The organism is Nitrospinota bacterium, from assembly GCA_016217735.1.
GTDB lineage: Bacteria > Nitrospinota_A > UBA7883 > JACRGQ01 > JACRGQ01 > JACRGQ01.
The window spans coordinates 1-16,615 of the sequence record JACRGQ010000039.1 but is presented as its reverse complement, the minus strand read 5'-3'; the positions used below and the strand labels follow the sequence as shown (position 1 = coordinate 16,615).

General features: G+C 59.1%; 18 protein-coding genes. 6 read left to right on the top strand and 12 right to left on the bottom strand.

Annotated elements, in window-relative coordinates; all coding sequences use genetic code 11:
* Positions 1–121: 121 nt before the first annotated feature.
* The 5 genes from HZA03_06220 to mutL form a co-directional block, all read right to left on the bottom strand.
* The gene (locus tag HZA03_06220) at positions 122–550 is read right to left on the bottom strand and encodes a hypothetical protein (protein ID MBI5637547.1); all 429 of its coding nucleotides are present in this window, start codon (positions 548–550) and stop codon (positions 122–124) included.
* A gap of 252 nt (positions 551–802) precedes the next feature.
* On the bottom strand, positions 803–2,173 hold the full coding sequence (gene accC, locus HZA03_06215) for an acetyl-CoA carboxylase biotin carboxylase subunit (GenBank protein MBI5637546.1): 1,371 nt from the start codon (positions 2,171–2,173) through the stop codon (positions 803–805).
* 32 nt (positions 2,174–2,205) lie between these two features.
* The gene (locus HZA03_06210) at positions 2,206–2,691 is read right to left on the bottom strand and encodes an acetyl-CoA carboxylase biotin carboxyl carrier protein (protein MBI5637545.1); all 486 of its coding nucleotides are present in this window, start codon (positions 2,689–2,691) and stop codon (positions 2,206–2,208) included.
* A 62-nt stretch (positions 2,692–2,753) separates the two neighbouring features.
* Positions 2,754–3,308, bottom strand: coding sequence for an elongation factor P (efp, locus tag HZA03_06205; protein ID MBI5637544.1), 555 nt, complete (start codon positions 3,306–3,308; stop codon positions 2,754–2,756).
* A 565-nt stretch (positions 3,309–3,873) separates the two neighbouring features.
* Complete coding sequence (mutL, locus tag HZA03_06200) at positions 3,874–5,652, bottom strand: DNA mismatch repair endonuclease MutL (protein MBI5637543.1); 1,779 nt, start codon at positions 5,650–5,652, stop codon at positions 3,874–3,876.
* A 132-nt stretch (positions 5,653–5,784) separates the two neighbouring features.
* Here mutL and HZA03_06195 point away from each other — a divergent pair, with 132 nt between their 5' ends.
* Positions 5,785–6,510, top strand: coding sequence for a hypothetical protein (locus HZA03_06195; protein MBI5637542.1), 726 nt, complete (start codon positions 5,785–5,787; stop codon positions 6,508–6,510).
* On the top strand, positions 6,507–6,908 hold the full coding sequence (locus HZA03_06190; protein MBI5637541.1) for a hypothetical protein: 402 nt from the start codon (positions 6,507–6,509) through the stop codon (positions 6,906–6,908). The genes HZA03_06195 and HZA03_06190 overlap by 4 nt, the downstream gene beginning before the upstream one ends.
* Here the strand turns inward: HZA03_06190 and amrB are convergent.
* From amrB to HZA03_06155, 7 genes are all read right to left on the bottom strand, one after another.
* Positions 6,898–7,710: an AmmeMemoRadiSam system protein B gene (gene amrB, locus HZA03_06185; GenBank protein MBI5637540.1), complete on the bottom strand. Its 813-nt coding sequence runs from the start codon at positions 7,708–7,710 to the stop codon at positions 6,898–6,900. The two genes, HZA03_06190 and amrB, sit on opposite strands and share 11 nt — an antisense overlap.
* A gap of 125 nt (positions 7,711–7,835) precedes the next feature.
* Positions 7,836–8,108, bottom strand: a complete 273-nt coding sequence (locus HZA03_06180) for a hypothetical protein (protein ID MBI5637539.1) — start codon at positions 8,106–8,108, stop codon at positions 7,836–7,838.
* Positions 8,108–8,848 (bottom strand): MBL fold metallo-hydrolase, encoded by a 741-nt coding sequence (locus HZA03_06175; GenBank protein ID MBI5637538.1) that lies wholly within the window; start codon positions 8,846–8,848, stop codon positions 8,108–8,110. The genes HZA03_06180 and HZA03_06175 overlap by 1 nt, the downstream gene beginning before the upstream one ends.
* 35 nt (positions 8,849–8,883) lie before the next feature.
* The gene (locus HZA03_06170) at positions 8,884–9,144 is read right to left on the bottom strand and encodes a hypothetical protein (GenBank protein ID MBI5637537.1); all 261 of its coding nucleotides are present in this window, start codon (positions 9,142–9,144) and stop codon (positions 8,884–8,886) included.
* Between the two features lie 289 nt (positions 9,145–9,433).
* Positions 9,434–10,300 (bottom strand): deoxyribonuclease IV, encoded by an 867-nt coding sequence (gene nfo / locus HZA03_06165; GenBank protein ID MBI5637536.1) that lies wholly within the window; start codon positions 10,298–10,300, stop codon positions 9,434–9,436.
* Positions 10,301–10,310: 10 nt separating this feature from the next.
* Positions 10,311–11,153, bottom strand: coding sequence for a TIGR02757 family protein (locus tag HZA03_06160; GenBank protein MBI5637535.1), 843 nt, complete (start codon positions 11,151–11,153; stop codon positions 10,311–10,313).
* 55 nt (positions 11,154–11,208) lie between these two features.
* Complete coding sequence (locus tag HZA03_06155; GenBank protein ID MBI5637534.1) at positions 11,209–11,391, bottom strand: hypothetical protein; 183 nt, start codon at positions 11,389–11,391, stop codon at positions 11,209–11,211.
* Between the two features lie 507 nt (positions 11,392–11,898).
* Here HZA03_06155 and HZA03_06150 point away from each other — a divergent pair.
* From HZA03_06150 to HZA03_06135, 4 genes are read left to right on the top strand one after another with little or no spacing between them, the layout of a single operon-like run.
* Entirely contained in the window at positions 11,899–14,301 is a 2,403-nt protein-coding gene (locus HZA03_06150) for a nitrate- and nitrite sensing domain-containing protein (GenBank protein MBI5637533.1), read from the top strand.
* Entirely contained in the window at positions 14,294–14,866 is a 573-nt protein-coding gene (thpR, locus tag HZA03_06145) for an RNA 2',3'-cyclic phosphodiesterase (GenBank protein MBI5637532.1), read from the top strand. The genes HZA03_06150 and thpR overlap by 8 nt, the downstream gene beginning before the upstream one ends.
* A 12-nt stretch (positions 14,867–14,878) precedes the next feature.
* Entirely contained in the window at positions 14,879–15,955 is a 1,077-nt protein-coding gene (recA, locus tag HZA03_06140) for a recombinase RecA (protein MBI5637531.1), read from the top strand.
* A 6-nt stretch (positions 15,956–15,961) separates the two neighbouring features.
* Complete coding sequence (locus HZA03_06135; GenBank protein MBI5637530.1) at positions 15,962–16,438, top strand: RecX family transcriptional regulator; 477 nt, start codon at positions 15,962–15,964, stop codon at positions 16,436–16,438.
* Positions 16,439–16,615 lie beyond the last annotated feature (177 nt).

The following is a 16,615-nucleotide window of genomic DNA, read 5'->3' as shown; positions in this document are numbered from 1 at the left end:
TCGCGCCACCCTCTACTACCTGCCACACAGCCCGTACCCGAATCTCCTCCAGTGTCCCATGACTTAACCCTCTGCCGTCTTTCGTTTCCATGAACGGCAGTATATCACAATGTCGCCTTACTTATGAATAGATTAGTAATTCATCGCGCTTTTGTTCATCCAATTCCGCACTCCTAAATTCAGCTTCCAAGAATTTATTGTAGTTTTTAAAAAGATAATTCTTCACAGCCACTTCCGAAACAGTGTTCATATTGATGTCCGAAAAATATCCTTTAGGCAAAAGCGAAAGGGCAAAGGCTGAAACAGCGGCCAGCACTCTCATAATTACCAGCGAAGCTAATGCTAGAAAAACTATATTCAGCTTTATCTCCATAATAATGGAGTTAAGACATTCTCCATTGCTTTGCCACAGTTGATCCAAAAGATTTACATTATTAAACCAAGAATACAAAATAAGAGTTAAAAGAAGTACGTTCATGATATGAATCGCCTTTTCTTGCTCAAAGGCAATTCCAATAGTTCCGGACAATGTATCTTTAAATGATGCCATGCTCATAAATTTATCATATCTATTTTCATATGCAATCCTAAGCATCTAACAGAAATGGCAGAAAACTAGAATAATGGCGAAAAGAGAAAAAATGCGATTGATTTACGTCCAACGCCAGCCTAACCTTGGGCCATGATGGGGCCAAAATAGCCACCCGAAGTGATGCAACGTGATGCGTAAACACGGCAGGGCTTCCTTATCCCCCCGGGTTCTTCCCCTTCCCCAACTGGCGGGGGAGGGGGGCGGAAGCAATCAGGGTTTTTCGGGCGGACCGGGGGGCGGCTGGTTCTTCAGGAATGTTTCGAGGAAGCTGGTGCTCACCTTGCCGCTCTTGAATTCGGCGCTGTGCATGATCTTGTGCAGCAGCGGCACGGTGGTTTTCACGCCGGCGATGTGGATTTCCCCCAGCGCCCGCATCATCCGGTGTATCGCCTCGTCGCGCGTGGCGGCGTGGACGATCACCTTGCCGATCATGCTGTCGTAATACGGCGGTATCTTGTAGCCCTGGTAGATGGCGCTGTCCACCCGCACGCCGGGGCCGCCCGGCATATACAGCTCCTTGATGGTGCCGACGGACGGCAGGAATTTCTCCGGGTCCTCGGCGTTCACGCGGCACTCGATGGAGTGGCCGGACATCGTGATGTCGTCCTGCTTGAACGAAAGCGGAAGCCCCGCCGCCACCCTGATCTGCTCCTTGATGAGGTCGACGCCGGTGATGAATTCGGTGACCGGATGCTCCACCTGTATGCGGGTGTTCATCTCCATGAAGTAGAAGTGGCCGCGCTCGTCCAGCAAAAATTCCAGCGTGCCGGTGGTGAAATAGTTGATGTGCCGCGCCAGCTTGATGGCCGCCTCGGTCATCTTGTGGCGCAGCTTGGCGTCCAGCGCGGGGGAGGGGGCCTCCTCTATCAGCTTCTGGTGGCGGCGCTGGATGGAGCAATCGCGCTCGAACAGGTGCACCACGTTGCCGTGCTTGTCGCCGATGATCTGCACCTCGACGTGGCGCGGGTTCAGCACGTACTTTTCCATGTAGATGGTGTTATCGCCGAACGCGGCGCCCGCCTCGGCCTGCACCAGCCGGAGCTGGCTGACGATCTCGCTTTCCTCGCGGACGATGCGCATGCCGCGTCCGCCGCCGCCCGCCGCCGCTTTCAGGATGACCGGGTAGCCGATCTGCTTGGCGACCTCGATGGCCTGATCTTCGGAGGCCAGCGGGCCGTCGCTCCCAGGCACGGTGGGAACCCCGGCCGCCTTGGCGGTGTCTTTGGCCACGCTTTTGTGCCCCATCTGCCGTATCGCGTCGGGCGAGGGGCCGATGAAGGTGATGTCGCACTCGCCGCAGACCTCGGCGAAACCGGCGTTCTCCGAAAGGAAGCCGTAGCCGGGGTGTATGGCGTCGCAACTGGTCACTTCGGCGGCGGAGATGAGCGAAGGGATGCGGAGGTAGCTTTTTGCGGCTTCCGGCGGGCCGATGCAGACGCTTTGGTCGGCGAAGCGGACCGCGAGCGATTCGGTATCGGCCGTGGAATGGGCCGCCACGGTGCGGATGCCCATCTCCTTGCAGGCCCGTATGATGCGCACCGCTATCTCGCCGCGGTTGGCGATAAGTATCTTTTTGAACATATCAGGTCCTTTCTAAAACGGGGAAGGGCCTGTTAAACCGGCTCGATCTTGAAAAGCGTCTCGCCGAACTCCACGGGCGACCCGTTCTCGGCCAGGATTTTCACCACGCGGCCGCCGATGTCGCTTTCGATCTCGTTCATCAGCTTCATCGCCTCGATGATGCAGAGCGTCTGCCCCTTGCTGACGATGTCCCCTTCCTTCGCGAACGGCTCGGCGTCTTCGGCCGAGGCGCGGTAAAAGGTGCCGACCATCGGGCTTTTGACGTTGTGGTATTTGCCGTCGTCCTCGGCTTCAGCCGCCGCTTCGGTGCCGGGGGCCGCCGGAGCCGCCGTGCGCGCCGCCGCGGCCGGCGGGGCGGCCTGCTGCACCGGCTGCATGTACTGCATCGGCATCATCGGGGCGGCTTCCTGGCCCCCCTTGACGATGCGGATTTTCCGGCCTTCCTCTTCTATTTCAAGTTCCTTGATGTCGCTTTTTTCAACGAGCTTGACCAGTTTCTTCAGTTCTTCTATATCCATAATTCTCCCCTAATCTGGGCGTAATGAGCGTTTTCCGCGGCGGGCTCCCCGCCCGCCGCCTGTTATACCCGCGAGAGGTATTCCCCGGTTCGCGTGTCTATTTTCAGCTTGTCGCCGACCGCAATGAAAAGCGGCACCTGTATGGACGCCCCCGTCGACAGCTTCGCCGCCTTGGTGGCGGTGCTGGCGGTATCCCCCTTGAAGCCCGGATCGGTTTCCGTCACCACCAGTTCCGCGAAGAGCGGCATTTCGAGGCTGATGATAATCCCGTTGTGATACAGGATTTTCGCCATGGTGTTTTCCTGCATCCACTTCCAGTTGTCCCCCACCTGATCTTCGGAGAGGAACGTCTGTTCGTAGCTTTGGTTGTCCATAAAGTGGTACCCCTGCGCGTCCTTATACAGGTACTGCATCTCCCGTTCTTCAAAGTCGGGCACCTTGAATTCGTTCCCTTCCCGGACGGTCTGCTCCAGCAGCTGCCCGGTCTTGAGGTCCTTTATGCGCGCGCGGACAAAGGCCCGTTTGTTGCCGGGGCTGACATGCTGCGCACTGACCACAACATACAGCTTGCCCGCAAGCTCCACTTTCATTCCCGACCTTAAGGCGGTGATTTCCATCGCTTCTAACTCCTTTTTAGCGAAATTTCCAATTCGAGGGCATATTTTACCCGATTTTTGATTAGTTTTACGCAAAATCTGCTTATAAACATTGAGGCGAAAAAAAGACGAAAGAATGATTCTTTTTCGGAAAGGGATCAACCACGAATGGCACGAAGATCACGAATGGAAAGCGTTAAAAGGGGGCAAAAAGAATTTCCGGTTCGTTTGAACAATTAGCGGGTCAATTTGATAGCGCGAGGGGAGGGGGGGGGAAGAGGGTGGGGATTTTTTCCGCGGATTAACGCGGATTTTCACAGATTTTAGGAAACGCAAATTATGCCTTCAACCGCGAAGCTTGTCCTGGTCTCCGCGTTCGCGGGGATAAACTCCGGCGGGGACAAGCTTCGTGGTTGAAAAATCCCAAAATTCAGCTTCCCCCTCCCTCGCGTCGGCGAGCCAAGCTTCCCCCCTCCCCATCTGCGTTAATCCGTGTAATCCGCGGATATAATCCCCGTATTCATTATCCTGGCCATTCTTTATTTATTCGTGCGCTTCGCGGTTAATTTCCGTTCTCCGGCCCAGACTACCGGCCCCGGTTGAAGAAGCGCCACAGCTCGCCGCGCGAGAGCGAGAAGGCTATCGGCCGGCCATGCGGGCAGGTGTACGGCAGCGCGGTGCGGGCCAATTCTTTCGCCAGTTCGGCTATTTCCCCCCTGTTCAGCGTATCCCCCGCCTTCACCGCCGCGCGGCAGGCTATGCGCGACACGCAATCGGCCATCACATCCTTGTAGTCCTCGTCGCGCCCGTCCGCCAGCGTCTGCGCCATCTCCGTGATGATGGGGGGGAACTCCTTCCCCTCCAGGATGGCCGGCACTTCGCGTATGACGAATTCCCGTTCGCCGAACTCTTCCAGCCCCCACCCCATACCGGCAAAGGTTTTGGCGTGGGCGCGGATAACCTCGGCAAGCCGCGGGTCGGTGGAAAACGTCACCGGCACCAGGACCCCTTGCCGCTCCACCTTGTGCTCGAGGTAGCGCTTCATGAACCGCTCATAGAGCACCCGCTCGTGAACGGTGTGCTGATCCATAATGACGATGCGGTCCCCCTCTTCAAACAGAAGGAAGGTGTCGAACGCCTGCCCGATGACCGCGGCGTCCGGCGACAGCCGCCCGTGCGCGTTTTCCAGTTGCAGTTGGCCGCCGCCCTCGACGGCCGCCGCCGGACCCTCTCCGCTTGGGGCCGGACGCCAAAGCTCGAAGGTGCGGACGAATGCCGCCTTGCCGTCCCCGTGCGGGGCCGGGCTTCCGCCGGGCGCGGCGAAATCCCCGCCCGCCTGCGCCGCGCCGCCGGGCGGCGCATATGCCGTGGCGGAGCGCCCGAACGCGCCCCGTATCGCCTTTACGATAGCTTCCGACACCTTGCCGGGGTCGGCCAGCCGGACTTCCGCCTTGGCGGGGTGGACGTTCACGTCGACCACCTCCAGCGGCATCGAGATGTTGAGGAAGACCACCGGCTTGCGCCCCTTCGGCAGGAGGTCTTCGAAGGCGCGCAGCACCGCCGAGCGGATCAGCATGTCCTTCACCGGGCGGCCGTTGATGAAAAAGTACTGGTCGATGCCGGTGGCGCGGGTGAACTCCGGTTTGCCCACAAGCCCGCCGACGGCGATGTTGAACTCCTTGTGGGCGACCGGCACGAGGTTCTGGGCGTAGTCGGCCCCGAAAACCTGGCGCACCCGTTCGAGGAGCGCCGGGGCGGGGGGAAGCTCCAGCACCCGCTTGCCGTCCTTGATGAAGTTGAACCGCACGGCCGGGGCGCTGAGCGCCGCCTGCACCACCTTGGCGGTTATCTGGCCCATCTCGGCGGCGTCGGACCGGGTGAACTTCCGCCGCGCGGGGGTGTTGTAAAAAAGATTTTCCACCAGCACCTCGGTGCCTTTGAGCGGCGGGGCGTCCTCGATCCTGAGCGTTTCGCCCCCCTCCACCGCGATCCGCCGCCCGGCGGGGTTTCCCGCGCGGTGGCTGGTGAGGGTGAGGCGGCTGACCGAGGCGATGGAGGGGAGCGCCTCGCCCCGGAAGCCGTATGTGCCGATGCCGAAGATGTCGGCGGCGTCCCCCACCTTGCTGGTGCCGTGGCGGCTGAGGGCCAGCTCCACCTCGTCCGGCGCGATGCCGTGGCCGTCGTCCTTCACCCGTATCCGGCGGCGCGCCAGCGAGATTTCGATTTCGATGGCGGCGGCTTCCGCGTCGAGCGCGTTCTCCACCAGCTCCTTGACGACGCTGGCGGGACGCTCCACCACCTCGCCGGCGGCGATCTGGCTGGCCAGCGCCGGGGGGAGTATTTTTATCCGCGCGATTCCGGTCATTGATGGCGGCATAACCCTCTTTTAGCTACAATAGCTTCCTTGAAGTGGATGCTATACGCAACCGGCGGATATGTCAAGGGTATAATATACCCTGAAATAGTAATTTTAAGACCTTGGTGAAGGGGGTGCCCGGTGGCCGGGAAAGGGAACGTTCCGCCGCGGCAGATGGCGATGCCGCTGCTGCTGCCGGAGGAAAAGCTGTACGCGCTGGACCGCTTTTACCCCGGCGTTGAAAACCGCGTGGCGCTCGGCGCGGCCCGCGCCTTCGGCGCGAAAAGCCCGGCGGCCTTCGTCATCGTGGGCCAACGGCAGAGCGGCAAAACCCACCTGCTGAAAGGGATACTGCTCAACTGGAAAAAGGGGGCGTTCATAGACGCCGCGGCGGCGGCGGGGATGACGGAGCGGGAGACCGCCCGGACGCTCAAGGAGGCCGCCGCGTTCCCGCTGGTCTGCATCGACAACCTCGATGCGCCGTCCGCCCCCAAGAACCTGCACGAGGAGGTCTTTAACCTTTTCAACGCGCTCGCCGCCGCCGGCGGCCACCTCGCGGCGGCGATGAAAACGTCCCCCGCGAAGGCGGAGATGCCCGATTACCTGGCGAGCCGCCTGCTGACCGGCATGGTGGTGACGCTGAAAAGGCCCGGCGACGAAGAGCGCGAAATCATCCTGCGGAAGATCGCGCAGGACCGGAGCATCGGCCTCACCCCCCGCGCGCTCGGCTACATCCTGGAGCGGAGCGGCCGCTCCGTCGGCGATATGCTGGCGCTCGTCGGGCGGCTGGAGAAAAACCTTGCACCGGGGAGCAAACGTATCGGTTTACAACTTTTGAAACGCGTGTTAGATTCAGAAGCATCATGATATACAGGCGTGGGGGCAAACCCGGCGGCGGCACGGACAAACTTCACTTTATCGAATGCCCCGGTTGCGGCTGTCCCAACCGCCCCAGCGATCAGAAATGCATGTATTGCCGAACCGAACTGCAAGGCCCCGCCGCCGCGATCAAGGGGCATCTCTACCCCTATATCAACAACATCCGGGCGTTCTTCGCTTTCCAGCAGCCGCCGGACGAGGTCAACGGGTGGTTGCGGTCGGTTCTGGCGCTGCTGCTGGCCGCCGGTTTCATCGGCCTCGGCATGACATTCGCCATCCGCGGCGTGCGCCACGGCGGCTACTTCAACTGGACGGTCGGCGTCTTGCTGCTGATTTACGGCGGCGCCGCGTTGCGCGGCGCCTGGGGGGCGTTTTTCAGGAAATAACGAACCCGCCGTACCCCACCACGGCGTCCCGTTTCCCCTCGATGTCCCCCGACGTGGCGTAGCGTACCACCGCGAACTCCCGCGCGCCGTTTTCGCGCGCGGCGGCCACCGCCACATAGACCGGCCCCGCGCCGCAGAGCGCCTGATCCTCAAGCGCGGCGTCCAGTATTTCATCCGCGTCGAGCGATTTGAGCGTTTCGATCATTTTGCCGTCGATGGCGCGCGCCGCCTTGTCGGAAAGATAGTGGGTCATGTCGCTGCTCGCCACCACCAGCGCGCCGGTCTCTTTCGCCGCGCGGGCCACCGCCGCCGCGAGCGACGCGAGTTTTTCCGGGTTGTGCGTGCCGATGCAGAGCGGGGCGATCTTCACATCCCGGTTTTTGGCGTGGAGGAACGGCACGATCACCTCCAGCGAGTGCTCCGCCGCGTGGGCGGCGGCGTCTTCCTCCAGCAACGGACAGTACCGGAGCAGCAGGCCGCCCAGCTCCTTGTCCACCGGCACGTCGCCGGACGGAAACCGCCATGCGCCGTGCGGGTCGAGCGCCAGCTCCGCGCCGCGCCCCCGGTGGTTCGGCCCGATGAGTATCACCCTGTCCGGCACGTCAATGGCGGCAAACACCGCGCCGGCGACATGGCCGGAGTAATACCACCCGGCGTGCGGCGATACGGCGGCCAGCGGATGCGCGTGTCCTTCCGGCGCGGCGCCGATATAGCCGCGGAGTTCATCCAGCATCGCCTTCGGATCGGCGGGGTAGAACATCCCCGCCACGGCGGGCGGGCGGATATTTTGGGGGCTTTCCATAACCGCTCCTTTTGGGGCATTCAATGCTCCCACTTCCACCATACGTCCGCCGGGCGGTTCTGTAAAGGGGAGGGAAGGAAATGCCATCCTTTGGCCCGGGATGGTCCGCCGCGCGGGATGCGGGGTTACTTCAGGATTTTGGGAAGTTCAAGGCCCGCTTCGCGCGCCAGCCGGCCGACGGCTATCTTGCACCCCATCACCGCCACCGCGCCGTAGCGGGCGGAAAGCTCCTGCATCAGATGGTCGAGATCGTCGATGGAGCAATTGGCTTTGAGGCAGCGGCCGTCTTCGCTGGCCGGAAGCCTGAGATCGGCCAAGACCATCCACATCCGCTCTTTGCCGAGGATGCCCAGCTCGCGCTTGATGACGGTGTCGATAAGGACTTTGTACGTCGCCATCAGAAGAGGTCTTCGCCGCATTCGAGGTTTTTCAGGATGCCGATGTAGCGGCGCACATCTTCTTTCTTAATGATGGAGCCGTGCTGCGGCGCGATCATCGAGATGTCGAGGTTGTCCAGCTTGTCCATGGCGTGGCGGATGATGCGGTTCGACGGCATGTAGTTTTCGTGGAACGCCTTCATCGCCTCGGCGTAGTATTCGTTGGCGTAAAGGCTCCAGTCGAAGCTCAACCCCCCGAAGATGTCGCTGGAGAAAAGGATTTTCGACCGCTCATCGTATGTCATGAACGCCCCGGGAAAATGCAGGAAGGGGGTGAAGATGAAGCGGAGCGTCCGCCCCGATTTCAGCGTCAGCTTCCAATCGTTGGCGTCGACGCGGTAGAAATCGGAGCGGGTGCCGTAGTGCGATATCAGCACCGAGGCGCGGGTGTGGGTGCAGATGTCGAACTTCCCCCCCACCCCGGCCGCCAGTTCCTCGAAGCGGGGGATGGCGGAGCAGAGATCGGGGTCCTGGTGGTGCGCGACGACATGGCTGATATTTTTCAGGCCGGTCACCTGCATCACCTTGCCGAGGACTATCGGGAAGTGCGGCACCGAGCCGGGATCGAAAAAGACGGTTTCATCGCCGTCGTTCAGGATGTAGGGGTTGCAGCGGAATCCGGCGCTTGGATCATCGAAGCCGACCCAGTAAACGCCGGGGGCGATTTCAACCGCCTTGTTAATATCCAACGCTTTTGACATTGCCCGTTACTCCCGCGCGCCGGCGGTCGCGGTTATCATTGGGGGGTTCCGGCTGAAGCACCCTTTAGCAGATGGAGCGCCATCGAGCGCAGCGGGAAAAATGCGATGCCGGTGAAAATGGCGATCAATATCCACGCGTGCGGCGATGCGGCCACTTTTTCCCACGGGTTGTTCACCAGGATGGCGGCTGTGTAACCGACGCCTATCGCCGCGGCGGCCACCGGAAAAACCAGTTCCTCCGCCCTGTGCAACGCCGAGGGGCCTTGCCCGCCGTGCTTATCGTCCGAAACGCCCATAATCTCCTCTTCAATAACTATTGTACCGGCACACTACTTAAACCGGCTGAACTATTCAAGTCCCCTTTAACCCCGTTTCCGAAATTGGAAATGATAACCCCATGCTTATCGCATTGCTTTTCAGATATGTTCATTAATCTATGCCAATTCCACAGATGCACAAAAAAGTGCGTTTCCAATTTCGGTCCGGGACAAACCCGATAATGGATTTTCCCGCGTTTTCCGGAAGATGCGTCATGCCTCGTGCCACCCGTTTCATGAATTCGATCTCCAACTTAGGAATCCGGGTTTAATGAATCAGGCGGGCCAGAACCGCGAGATTCTCCACGTCCTCGCTCAAATCCTTTCCTTTGGGGGTTTCCAGCACCATCGGGATGTTCACGAAGCGCTTGTCGTTCACCAGCAGTTCGAACGGCTTTTCCCCCAAAAAACCCTTGCCGAGATGTTCGTGCCGGTCGACGCGGGAACCGAAATCCTTTTTGCTGTCGTTGATGTGGAACATTTTCAGGTGTTCGAGGCCGACGACGCGGTCGAATTCCTTCCACGTCGCCTTGTACCCTTCTTCGGTGCGCAGCTCGTAACCGGCGGCGAAGACGTGGCAGGTGTCGAAGCATACCCCCACCCGTTTTTTGTCCTTCACTTTTTCGATGAGGAACGCGAGATGCTCGAACTTGTAGCCGAGGTTGGTTCCCTGCCCGGCGGTGGTCTCGATGGTCAGCGTCACGCCGGCCTGTTTCGGGGTGCGCCTGATCGCCTCGTTCATGCAATCGGCCACATGAATAAGCCCCTCCCCTTCACCCGCTTTCATGTGCGAGCCGGGATGAAAAACAAGGCAGCCGATGCCGAGCAGCGCGGCACGCTCGATTTCATCCACGAACGCATCCAGCGATTTTTCGCGCATCGCCGCGTCCGGCGAGCCCATGTTGATGAGGTAGCTGTCGTGGCTGGCGACGAAACTGATGCCTGATGCCGCGAGGTTCTGGCGGTAGGCGGCGACGGATTTTTCGTCCAGCGGTTTCGCCCGCCACTGGTTGCTGTTCTTGGTGAATATCTGCATGGCGGCGCAGCCGGTTTTTTGGCCGGACAGCGGGGCGTTCTCCACCCCGCCGGCAATCGGCATATGCGCCCCGAAAAGCCGCCGCTGTTTATTTGTCATGACCGTTATTCTAACGCATTCCGGGAACAGGGGCGGCGGCGCAGCATTCCCGCAAGATGCAATCCAAGCAGCTTGCGGGATCGGGCGTTTTTTCGCAGTGCCCCAGCTTGCCCAGCGAGCAGAGCGCGAAATCGTAGCGCACCGGGTCGGCGGCATCGAATTCCCGGAACCGTTCCGTCAACGCCAGCGCCTTTTTGAAATTCGCCGCCCCCTTCGGGTTCACCAGCCCCAGCCGTCCGGCGATGCGGTTCACATGCACGTCGAGCGGCATGACAAGCCCGGCGGCGGAGATGCGCGTCCACAGCCCGATATCCACATCGTCCTTGCGCGCCATCCAGCGGAGAAAGAGGTTTATCCGCTTGCAGGCGGAGCCGTTGGCGGGAGAGGGGACGAGAAAACTTTTCGCGGCGGACAGTTTTTTGCCGCCGGAGAAAAGCCGGGCGAATGCGGCAAGCCGCGCTTCGGTATCCCCCGGCGCGGCGCAAAAGGCGTTTTCCAGCGTGCCGTGCGCGGCATAGACGGCGCGCAGCCGGTCGAGCAGCCATAGCAGGTCGGCCCGTTTGTGGAAACGGTATTTCCATCCCTTGAACCGCGCTTTGTATTCCCCCGCCATCAGCGCGGCGTGGGGATGCGCTCCCAATTCCGCCAAAATGCCGCGGACGTTGCGGACGATAAGATCCGCCCTGCCGTATGCAAACAGGGCGGCGAGAAAGGCGGAAAGCTCGATATCGCGGAACTCGCCGGCGCGCGGGACGCATTCCAGCGGGTCGGGGGAGAGCATGCTCCGGTCAAAGCGGCGGCAAAGCGCTTCAAGCCCCTGTTTCAGGGCTTCATGGCGCTGGTATCTGTTCACGGGCCGCGGAACGCCGGCCCGCGCTCATGGCGGGCCGGGAGTGTATGCCGGGGTATCAGGCTTTTGCTTCGGCCTTGGGGGCGGTGCGTTTGGCTTCGACGGCCATTTTGCGCTTGGTGCGCTGCAGGCGTTTCACCTTTTTCTTCGTGGAGCGCCCTGCGGCCCCTTCTTTACCCTTGGCTTTTTCCTTGGCCTTGGCGATTGCGTCGCCGATGTTCGCGGACGTAAGTTTCTTCAAAACGGCATCTCCTTAAAATTAAAGGGAAAGTCTACACCAGAACCGGTGTGAAAGCCATAACGCCGTATCCCATTCACTTTGAAATTAACTTGGCAACAGACCAGTCCCCTCCTTTGCAAGGAGGGGATACAGGGGAGGTTTTTAACCCCTCCCGCACCTCCCCTTGCAATGCAAGGGGAGGAAAAAAACAGGATAATTCAAACTGAACCACTACCCAAATCTCCGGCTAGGGCATGTTGCGCCGGTACAAGGTTGCGGTCTTTCGGCCATTTACACCGCGCGCCGAAGGCGCTTGTGTGAAAAAGACGGAACAGTCCTGTGGACTGGCCGCTTTTTTCCGCCGCGGATAGAAAAATATGTTTCCGCGGTTCCTTAATTCCACGGCACAAAGACATTAAACGCGGAATTGTGCATTAAAAACAGCGCATTGCGCGCTGGGCAACCTGAATAACGTTAAAAAATTAAGTCAAAAATTACCTTGAAATAATGTAAAATCCTGCAACATATATGAAGCGTAAATATGTCAAATCGTCCGAGTTTGTTTATAAGCTCTGGTTAGCCCTGATACTCGGCGTGCCAATAGCCGCCCTGATTGTTTTTTCCTCGGTGCTGGTGTCGGGAAAAGTGGATGTACTGCTCGAAATGAATGAGATCGACACCGCTTCCCACCTTATCAACCGTTCAAGCGACCTGGTTCATGAGCTTCAAAAGGAACGGGGATATACAAGCGGGTTTATCGCCTCCCCCAAAGATAATTTTGAAATCGAGTTGATCGGGCAGCGCGCCGCCACGGATGAACAATATGCGCTGTTTTTAAAGAAATTTTCATCCATCAAACAAAATGAAATGCGCGCCACCGCAATTGACATTTTTGATCCGTTTCACTTTGTTCACCACCACCAGCGGCATCATGTGATAAATGCCGCCATAATTAATAACCTTGATCTGGCGTTGGTGGAATTGGACAAGCTGAAGGATATCCGGGTGGATGTGGATTCGCATAAAATCGGTTATTTCGACGCATTGGAGTATTACTCCAAAACAAATTCCCTGATTTTGGACACCATCGCCTTTGTTTCCCAACTGGGCACCGACAGGGAAATTTCAACCCATTACCGGGCTTATTATCACTTGCAGATGATGAAGGAGAAGGCGGGGCTGCAAAGGGCCACCCTTACCTACGCGTTCGAGTCGGGCAAATTCCTGCCCGGCCAGTACGAAAAATTTTTGGCGGTCGCCGTGGACGAGTCGTACTCCCACAAGCGGTTTTTGTCCTTGGCTCCCCCGGACATCAAGGAAACCTACCTGAAAACCGCCGCCATGCCTGAAGTGGCGCAGGCGGACTGGATGAAACAAATTGCCGTTGAAAAGGGAGTGGGGGGGCATTTCCGCATCGACGCCGCGTACTGGAACAAAATGCAGACGGCAAAAATCGACAGGATTGAAGCGGTGTGCGATCTTCTTGAAGAACGGGCCAAGGAGGTGGTGGATGCGCGCCGCGCGGAGGCGAAAAACAGCCTGATAATCTACCTGCTGGTGAATCTCGCCGTCATTACTTTTGCCCTCTTGATGGCCGTGCTTCTTTTCCGGAACATAGCGAAACGCCGGGAAGCGGAGAAAAGGATGGAGAGCGCCCTGCACAGGGCCAAGGACGTGTTGAACGCCATAGCCACTTCACCGGATATAATCCCGTTTTTCACCGTCTCGCCCATCTACCGTTCCATGTTGAGCGTCGGGGGGGGCGATATCGTAAAGTGGGCGCGGTTCCGTTCCCGGTATGCCGGCCTCTATCTGCATGACGTGGCCGGACACAGCATCGAGGAGATACTGCTGAACATCCTTGGCACGGCGCTGGTGGATGTATGCAAAACCAACCCGGCGAAAAAATCGGCCAGCGCCCCTTCGGTGTTCCTGAGCTGCTTGAATGAGCACCTTGAAGCATACTGCGAGGGGACGCCGGACTATCTCACCGCCATCTATCTGCTGATGGATTTTGAGGAACGTGAGATCAGGTTGGCAACGGGCGGACATCCGAGGCCCTGGCTGATAAATCCCGATGGCACGGTGCGGCGGGTCGAGGCGCCGACCGGCTTCATCCTCGGGCAGTTCACCATAGACCCCTTGGCCGATGACCGCTACCGGGATATCGCCTTCCGGCTGGAAACCGGCCAGCTTCTGCTCGTGAGCAGCGACGGCCTGATGGAGCAGAAGGATGCCGGAGGAACAACCCTTGAGGCGAAGTTCCAGAAGGATATCGGGCGAAAGCTGGCGGGGCTGGAGCCGCGGGCCGCCTATGGGATTATCAAGCGTGAATTTGAGGCGCACCTCGATGGCCGCACCCCCGAGGACGACGTGTCGTTCGTTCTTGTCGGAACCCGCCCGGCCAATAAATATGAAACCATGCGGTTCATTCCGGGGCCGGAGCTGTTATCGCTGATATGCCGCCACAAAAGCGTCCGGGATGGCGATCCGGCCTCCCCCCCAAAGCAATGTGCCGCGAAAAGTTCTTCGCGGTCCGCTGGAAAAGCGGATGATGTTATCATGCACACGTTATCCGATTCATACGGGCCGGTTATCGAAAAACTGAAAAACGCCCAATGGCCGGACGGGAGAATCAGCCAGGTCGAGCTGGCCGTTTCGGAAATGATCATTAACGCCATCATGCACGGCAATATGTGCTCTAATCAATCCACGGTGGAATTGTCATACGCGCTGCATGACGGCGAGCTGGAGGTAAGCGTCGCCGACGAGGGAGCGGGGTTCGACAGCAACACCCTGCCCCAGTCGATAGAGGAAAACATGCTCATGGAGGGGGGCCGCGGCCTCCATATGATAAGCGCCGTGGCGGACAGCCTGTACTTCAACGACGCGGGAAACCGCTGCTGGGCGCTCTTTAAAAAAAATGCGTGACGCCGCCGGATCAGCCCGCCTTTTCATCGCCGTGAAAATTCCGCCGGAGCTGGCGCAATCGCTCGACGCCGTCATCCGCCAACTCGCCGCGGCTGGGGCGGAAGTGAAATGGGTGAAAACCAAAAATCTCCACCTCACCCTGAAGTTTTTGGGCGAGGTGGATGCCGCCGAAATTTCCCCGCTTATCGCCGCGCTGCAAACCATCAAAAGCGAAAATTTCGATATAGAGGTCGGCTCCATAGGGGTTTTGCCCAATATGCGCCGCCCACGGGTGATTTACGCCGATGTTGTGCAAGGTGCGGAAAAACTCACAAAACTTGCGATTTTAGTCGAAAAAGTGACCGTTTCGCTCGGTTTCACCCCCGAAAATCGTCATTTCTTGGCCCATCTGACGTTGGGGCGGTTTAAGGGCTTTGCACATTTAAACAGGTTGGCTGAAAAAATTGATGGTGCAAAAGGGGTAATTTTTGGTAAACTTTCGGTTGAGGCGATTTACCTCATAAAAAGTGAACTGCTGCCGGATGGGCCGCGGTACACGGAATTGGCCGCAATACCGTTAGAATAAAAGGGAGGGATCATGGCGGAACCCAGCAGCGACAAGAAAAAGGCGCTCGAAATGGCATTTGCCCAGATCGAGAAAAATTTCGGCAAAGGCTCGGTGATGCTGCTTGGCGAAGACAGCCCGAAGGTCATCACCGAAACCATTCCGACCAGCGCCCTCTCGCTTGACTACGCGCTCGGCATCGGCGGCGTTCCGCGCGGCCGCATCACCGAAATCTTCGGGCCGGAATCGTCGGGCAAGACCACCCTCACCCTTCACATCATCGCCAACGCGCAGCGGACCGGCGGCGTGGCCGCCTTCGTCGACGCCGAGCACGCGTTCGACGCGCTCTATGCCCAAAAACTCGGCGTGGACGTGAAAAACCTCGTCATCTCGCAGCCGGACACCGGCGAACAGGCGCTCGAAATCGTCGAAACGCTCGTCCGCTCCGGCGCGTGCGACGTGGTGGTGGTCGACTCGGTGGCGGCGCTGGTGCCGAGCGCCGAGATCGAAGGGGACATGGGGGACAGCCACATGGGGCTGCACGCCCGGCTGATGAGCCAGGCGCTGCGCAAGCTCACCGGCATCATCAGCAAGTCCAAAACATCGGTCATCTTCATCAACCAGATACGGATGAAGATCGGCGTGGTGTTCGGCAACCCCGAAACCACCACCGGCGGCAACGCGCTTAAATTCTACTCCTCCGTGCGGATGGACATCCGCCGCACCGCCGCGCTGAAAGAGGGGGAAGATGTGATCGGCAACCGCACCCGCGTGAAAGTGGTGAAGAACAAAGTGGCCCCCCCGTTCCGCGAAGCGGAGTTCGACATCCTTTTCGGCCACGGCATATCGCGCGAAGGGGACATGCTCGATCTCGCCAGCAACAACGGCTTGGTGGAAAAGACCGGCTCCTGGTACAGCTACAAGAAAGAAAAAATCGGCCAGGGGCGCGAACAGGCCCGCAAATTCCTGGTGGAAAACCCGTCCATCACCGACGAACTCGACAAGGAACTGCGGAGCAAGCTCGGCATCGGCGTGAAGGTGGAGCCGATCGGGGGGATGGAAGCCAGGGCGGAAGAGCCCGAAACGAAACCATCGCGCAAAAAACCGTAAGCGGCGATGGAGCAGGGGCTGCGGCGCGCGCTGGCGGCCGCCTACCGTCTGCTGGCGCGGCGCGGCCGGAGCGAGCACGAACTGCGCGGCGCGCTGGAAAAGCGGGAGACCGCGCCGGATACGATCGACGCGGCGGTGGAATACCTCCGCGAACGGCGGCTGGTGGACGACCGGAAGTTCGCCCATGATTGCGCGCAATCCCTGGCGCGCAATAAAAAGGTGGGGCCGCGTTATCTGCGCGACGCCCTGAAGAAGAAAGGGATAGACGAAAAACTGATTCAGGAGGCGGTGGCGGAAACCTTTTCCGATCCGTTGCGGGAACGCAACGAGATACGCGCGCTGGTTGAAAAAAAAAGCAAAGCCATGAAAAAAGACGCCACCCCGCTCCAGCGGAAGAAGAAGCTGTTCGATTTCCTGATCCGCCGCGGCTTTTCATACGACGCGGTGATGAAGGCGCTCAACGCGCGGGAGGACGCGGAATGATCCTGTATTCCGAAGTTGGGTCAAAAAACAGTTTCCCCCTTCCAAGGGGGGAAACCCCACCTCTTTCCTCCCCTTGGAAAGGGGAGGATGAAAGGAGGGGTATTTCCCTGCTTTTGGTTCAACTTCCGGAGGCGGAATGAATCCCGCTTATATCTATACCGCTTATTTTTTCGCCAT

What these genes read in the sequence shown, in the direction of transcription:
- HZA03_06190 (MBI5637541.1), top strand. Translation starts at nt 6,507, where the DNA reads ATGATATACAGGCGTGGGGGCAAACCCGGCGGCGGCACGGACAAACTT.
- thpR (MBI5637532.1), top strand. Translation starts at nt 14,294, where the DNA reads ATGCGTGACGCCGCCGGATCAGCCCGCCTTTTCATCGCCGTGAAAATT.
- recA (MBI5637531.1), top strand. Translation starts at nt 14,879, where the DNA reads ATGGCGGAACCCAGCAGCGACAAGAAAAAGGCGCTCGAAATGGCATTT.
- HZA03_06135 (MBI5637530.1), top strand. Translation starts at nt 15,962, where the DNA reads ATGGAGCAGGGGCTGCGGCGCGCGCTGGCGGCCGCCTACCGTCTGCTG.
- HZA03_06220 (MBI5637547.1), bottom strand. Translation starts at nt 550, where the DNA reads ATGGCATCATTTAAAGATACATTGTCCGGAACTATTGGAATTGCCTTT.
- HZA03_06170 (MBI5637537.1), bottom strand. Translation starts at nt 9,144, where the DNA reads ATGGGCGTTTCGGACGATAAGCACGGCGGGCAAGGCCCCTCGGCGTTG.
- nfo (MBI5637536.1), bottom strand. Translation starts at nt 10,300, where the DNA reads ATGACAAATAAACAGCGGCGGCTTTTCGGGGCGCATATGCCGATTGCC.
- accC (MBI5637546.1), bottom strand. Translation starts at nt 2,173, where the DNA reads ATGTTCAAAAAGATACTTATCGCCAACCGCGGCGAGATAGCGGTGCGC.
- HZA03_06150 (MBI5637533.1), top strand. Translation starts at nt 11,899, where the DNA reads ATGAAGCGTAAATATGTCAAATCGTCCGAGTTTGTTTATAAGCTCTGG.
- amrB (MBI5637540.1), bottom strand. Translation starts at nt 7,710, where the DNA reads ATGGAAAGCCCCCAAAATATCCGCCCGCCCGCCGTGGCGGGGATGTTC.
- HZA03_06175 (MBI5637538.1), bottom strand. Translation starts at nt 8,848, where the DNA reads ATGTCAAAAGCGTTGGATATTAACAAGGCGGTTGAAATCGCCCCCGGC.
- mutL (MBI5637543.1), bottom strand. Translation starts at nt 5,652, where the DNA reads ATGACCGGAATCGCGCGGATAAAAATACTCCCCCCGGCGCTGGCCAGC.
- efp (MBI5637544.1), bottom strand. Translation starts at nt 3,308, where the DNA reads ATGGAAATCACCGCCTTAAGGTCGGGAATGAAAGTGGAGCTTGCGGGC.
- HZA03_06180 (MBI5637539.1), bottom strand. Translation starts at nt 8,108, where the DNA reads ATGGCGACGTACAAAGTCCTTATCGACACCGTCATCAAGCGCGAGCTG.
- HZA03_06210 (MBI5637545.1), bottom strand. Translation starts at nt 2,691, where the DNA reads ATGGATATAGAAGAACTGAAGAAACTGGTCAAGCTCGTTGAAAAAAGC.